This window comes from Crocosphaera watsonii WH 8501 (assembly GCF_000167195.1).
Classification (GTDB): domain Bacteria; phylum Cyanobacteriota; class Cyanobacteriia; order Cyanobacteriales; family Microcystaceae; genus Crocosphaera; species Crocosphaera watsonii.
This window is the reverse complement of sequence record NZ_AADV02000254.1, coordinates 1-4,076: the sequence shown is the minus strand read 5'-3', so window position 1 is coordinate 4,076 and position 4,076 is coordinate 1. Positions and strand designations below refer to the sequence as shown.

Annotated in this window: 3 protein-coding genes and 2 pseudogenes; 2 read left to right on the top strand and 3 right to left on the bottom strand. The window is 32.7% G+C overall.

The features are described 5' to 3' along the window. Positions 1 to 742: pseudogene (locus tag CWATDRAFT_RS30175) on the bottom strand (transposase); the annotation flags it as partial. Positions 743 to 879: 137 nt separating this feature from the next. Further along, positions 880 to 1,212, bottom strand: a pseudogene (locus tag CWATDRAFT_RS30170) (IS701 family transposase); the annotation flags it as partial. Between the two features lie 34 nt (positions 1,213 to 1,246). Between CWATDRAFT_RS30170 and CWATDRAFT_RS30165 the strand changes: the two are divergent. Next, a complete protein-coding gene (locus tag CWATDRAFT_RS30165) occupies positions 1,247 to 1,546 on the top strand; it encodes a DNA cytosine methyltransferase (RefSeq protein ID WP_326997448.1) in 300 nt (99 codons plus the stop codon). Between the two features lie 44 nt (positions 1,547 to 1,590). Continuing rightward, positions 1,591 to 3,216, top strand: a complete 1,626-nt coding sequence (locus CWATDRAFT_RS30160; RefSeq protein WP_007308516.1) for an IS1634-like element ISCwa1 family transposase — start codon at positions 1,591 to 1,593, stop codon at positions 3,214 to 3,216. Between the two features lie 216 nt (positions 3,217 to 3,432). Here CWATDRAFT_RS30160 and CWATDRAFT_RS30155 read toward each other — a convergent pair whose 3' ends face one another. After that, on the bottom strand, positions 3,433 to 3,831 hold the full coding sequence (locus tag CWATDRAFT_RS30155) for a hypothetical protein (RefSeq protein ID WP_007308512.1): 399 nt from the start codon (positions 3,829 to 3,831) through the stop codon (positions 3,433 to 3,435). Positions 3,832 to 4,076: the final 245 nt, after the last annotated feature.

Genomic DNA, 4,076 nt, shown 5'->3' with positions numbered 1-4,076 from the left:
TACGTTGAAGAATGAAAAAAGCGAGAACGTTCCGATAGTCGTTCGACGGGCTACGATAGATACTTTTCGTACGCGAACGTACTTTTCATATAGAAGACTAGCATCGGGACTCGATATGCGTCGCGGTTCCGCACTGTACTCTTGATGTTGGTATCTCTATCTAGCAATATNCTTTCTGTCTCAATTCTGGCTTGAGTTAATATGCCTAAATCCGTTGGGGATATGAGGTCTGCGTGGGGCACAAGTCGCGTCTATAAATTAGTTACCCTTTATTTTTTAATTTTTCTTCCCTTTTTCTTGGGAGGACAATCCTTTTTTTTACTTCTTTATCACTCTTGTCTATTTCTCTTTTTACTATTTTTTTATTGATTTTGTTTATCAATTCTCCATCAATTCTTTTCCTAAAATGAACTAGCATTGAAGATTCCAGTGGTGGCTCTTGTTGATAACAATTTAAACCTATAAAGTATTGTAGATAAGGATTTTCTCTAATCTGTTCTATAGTTTCTCTATCACTTGTTCCTAATTTTTCCTTAATAATTAATGTCCCTAATGCCATTCTAAATAGTTTGGCTGGCGCACCTTTTTCTGCTGAAAAAAGTTTAGCATATTCTTCCTCAAAATCATCCCAAGGTATCAACTCTGCCATGATTACCCAACGATTATTGGGGGACAATTTGCCCTCGAAAGGTAATTCAAATTTTTCTGGGGGCGGTAAAGGTTGCTCCTCTTTTCGATACATTTGTTCTTGACCAACAACTGGGAGGTGTTTCTATCAATTATAGCGGTTTGTAGCCGACAAAGCTGATCTTTTTTGCGATCGCGAATATGGGTGTAACCTTTTAAAGAATAGGGTTTTGCTTTTATTCAGCAAACCCTAATTAAGTTAATTCCTTTGATGGCTTTTTGATGTTTTCCTGACCAATAATAGTTGATTAAATGAGCTTTTCCTACTTGAGAGTAGTGTTTTTCAATAACGGTATCATCCCCACTTAACACTCCTCCAATCAAATTAAGGTTTCCTTGAACTTCTCTAAATAAATCTATTGGTTCATATTGCTCTCTTAGTAAGAATCTATTGGTGCTATGACGAGAAATTTCTAAAATCTCAGCTAAACGGCAGCAACCTGTGTATTTTGGCTCTGAGAGCAAGAAGTATGTATATTGATCTAGATTACATTGGGCTGTTGATGGTTTACTCCGAAGTCTTATGATTTTTCTCCTTCATTAGCGATCACCTGAAAACATCATCTGCATATTTACGCTCTTTTGTCAATGCGAAACTCCTAATCGTTATAGAATGTTTACCCCTAGAGAAGTTGCCCGAATTCAATCATTTCCAGAAAGTTTTATATTACCAGGGTCAAAAACTGTTCTTTACAGGGCTTTAGGAAATGCGGTTCCTCCCGTATTAATGTGGGAAGTAACCAACAGTGTTATTGAAGCAATGACAGAAGATCATAACTATGAAGAAAAAAAACTTCAACCCAGATTCCGCACTTCAAAAAGTAGCATTAAATACTACAAGCCTGGGGTTAATAATTAAGTATAATTGCTTAAGTTGTTTCCTCTGTAAAAAAAGAGCGAAAAATGTCTTATTTAGAAGAAATACAAGTTAAAAATTTAGACCATTTAGGGATAGTAGCTGGTTTAATTGATGAAATAGGAATAGTCAAAATAATTAATAATAAATTAGGAATAGATGTTAGAGAAAAAATCTCAGCAGGTACAGTAGTTAAGTCTATTTTAATCAATGGACTAGGATTTGTTTCAAGACCTCTATATTTATTCAGTCAGTTTTTTCAAGATAAAGCCATTGAGAAATTGTTAGGAGAAAGAATTAAACCTGATTACCTTAATGATGATAAAATTGGGAGAGTAATGGATGAATTATATAAATATGGACTAAATGATATTTTTATTGAAGTAGTTTTAGAAGTAATTAAAAAATTTAAAATAGACCTTAAATACTCCCATTTAGATTCCACATCATTTCATTTAGATGGAGAATATAAAAGGGAAGAAGATAAAGAGAAACAGGAAGAAGAAAAAATTATTAAAGAAAGACCAATTTTTATTAAGAAAGGATATTCTCGGGATCATAGACCAGACTTAAAACAATGTGTCTTGGATTTAATAACAAGCCAAGATGGAGATATTCCATTATTTGTGAGAGTAGGAGATGGAAATGAATCTGATAAAGCTGTATTTGGAAAAGTTTTAGTAGAATTCAAAAAGCAAATAAAGTTTGATAGTATCATGGTTTGTGATAGTGCTTTATATGGTCAAGAAAATCTCCAACTAATCCAACATTTAAAATGGATAACGAGAGTTCCAATGACCATAAAAAAAGCAAAAGAATTAGTGCAAAATATAGAGGTGAAAGAAGTAAAAGATGAAGATAAAGAAAAAAGAAGTGACCTAAATTTAGAAAGTTATACCTGGAAAGAAGAAATTGTTACTTATGGTGGAATCAAGCAAACTTGGTTAATAGTCTTGAGTGAAAAAAGACAGAAAAGTGATTTGGAAAAACTAGAAAAACAACTTTCCCAAGAAGAGAAGAAATCCCAAAAATTTCTTAAAGAAATACAATCTGAAGAATTTGAACATCCTCAAGCTGCTCGATATAAATTAAAAGCTATTAATAAAAAATTGAGATTGTTGGAAATAAAAGAAGTTGAACTGATTGAAACTTACTCGAAAAAAAAGGAAAAGATTTATAAAATGATTAGTCTGATCATCAAAAAAGATGAAGAGATAAGTAGAAAGACTAAAGAAGCAGGAAAATTTATTTTAGCAACTAACTTAGTAGAGGAAAATAAATTAGAAGCTAGTGAAATTCTGATAACTTATAAAAACCAGCAATCTACGGAAAGAGGATTTCGATTTTTGAAAGATCCCTTATTTTTTACTGATAGTTTCTTCGTTGAAAAACCAGAAAGAATAGAAACAATGTTATTTTTAATGTCTTTGTGTTTGTTGATTTATAACTTGGGGCAAAGAGAATTAAGAAATTGTTTAAAAAGAGTCAAAAAAGGAATAAATAATCAAGTAGGGAAAGTAACATTGCGTCCGACTTTGAGGTGGATATTTCAATGTTTTCAAGGTATTCATTATGTGATTTTAAGCGGAGTCAAACAAATTGTCAATTTAACAGAAGAAAGGCGTTTTATATTGAGTTTATTACCTGCATCTTGTCAAAGATATTATCTATAAATTGAATTGGATAAAGCAAAAATAATAAAAGAATAAGAGTCTAATGATATCAAATGAGAAGAGGAAACTCTCCTTCGTTTGTGCTGAGTCTTGCTAAGTTTTCAATGAGTATAAATCTTCTTAATTTGATTATTTTTCCTAAAAATTTAATGAAAAGAGAAATATTCTTGCCCAGGTATGATTTTCGGACTTTTTAAAACTATGTATTCTTTTATACTACATTTTGAAGTGCGGAATCTGGGCTAAAAGTGTCCAATAGATGGGTAAAGCCAGCTTTTTCCAGATAACAGCAACCATGAAAACATTTTTATCTTTCCATTGGTTTCGGTCAATTGTTATAATCAGACGAGAGCCAGTCTTAAATTCTTTACAAATAATAGCTTTAATGACAGGAAACCAGAATCTGGGAATGGCTAAAGCTGACAAAACTAGGAATCTCTGGATATGTTTACGACGACTTTGATAAAGGATTGGTAAAGGAAAACAAGCTGCTAACCTTTCTATTCTAACCTGTTTATGTACTGTCAGCAACCACAGTAAAATTCTAAAAGCCTGGAACTGTGTTTGTGTTAAATGTTTGGTAAAATGAGATTCATAAACTGCTAAAAAGCTCATGATTTAAGTTATAAAACGATTAAGGACAATCTGATTATTATTAGCATAAAATCGGATTGTTTTCTCTCTTTTAGGAGTTGACGCTCGCGCATCAAAACAGTTTGGGGGGGCAGGGCAATCGCATTTAATTTTTGAAAAGCTGACTGCATAAGAGGTTTCGCGATCGCCGTTCATTTGTACTGAAACTCTAAAATCTTTACTGGATCACGCATCTCAGATTTTAATGCGATTGCCCTGTTTGGGGG

Excerpts from the sequence above, each read along its gene's own strand:
- CWATDRAFT_RS30160 (WP_007308516.1), top strand. The coding sequence starts at position 1,591 with ATGTCTTATTTAGAAGAAATACAAGTTAAAAATTTAGACCATTTAGGG.
- CWATDRAFT_RS30155 (WP_007308512.1), bottom strand. The coding sequence starts at position 3,831 with ATGAGCTTTTTAGCAGTTTATGAATCTCATTTTACCAAACATTTAACA.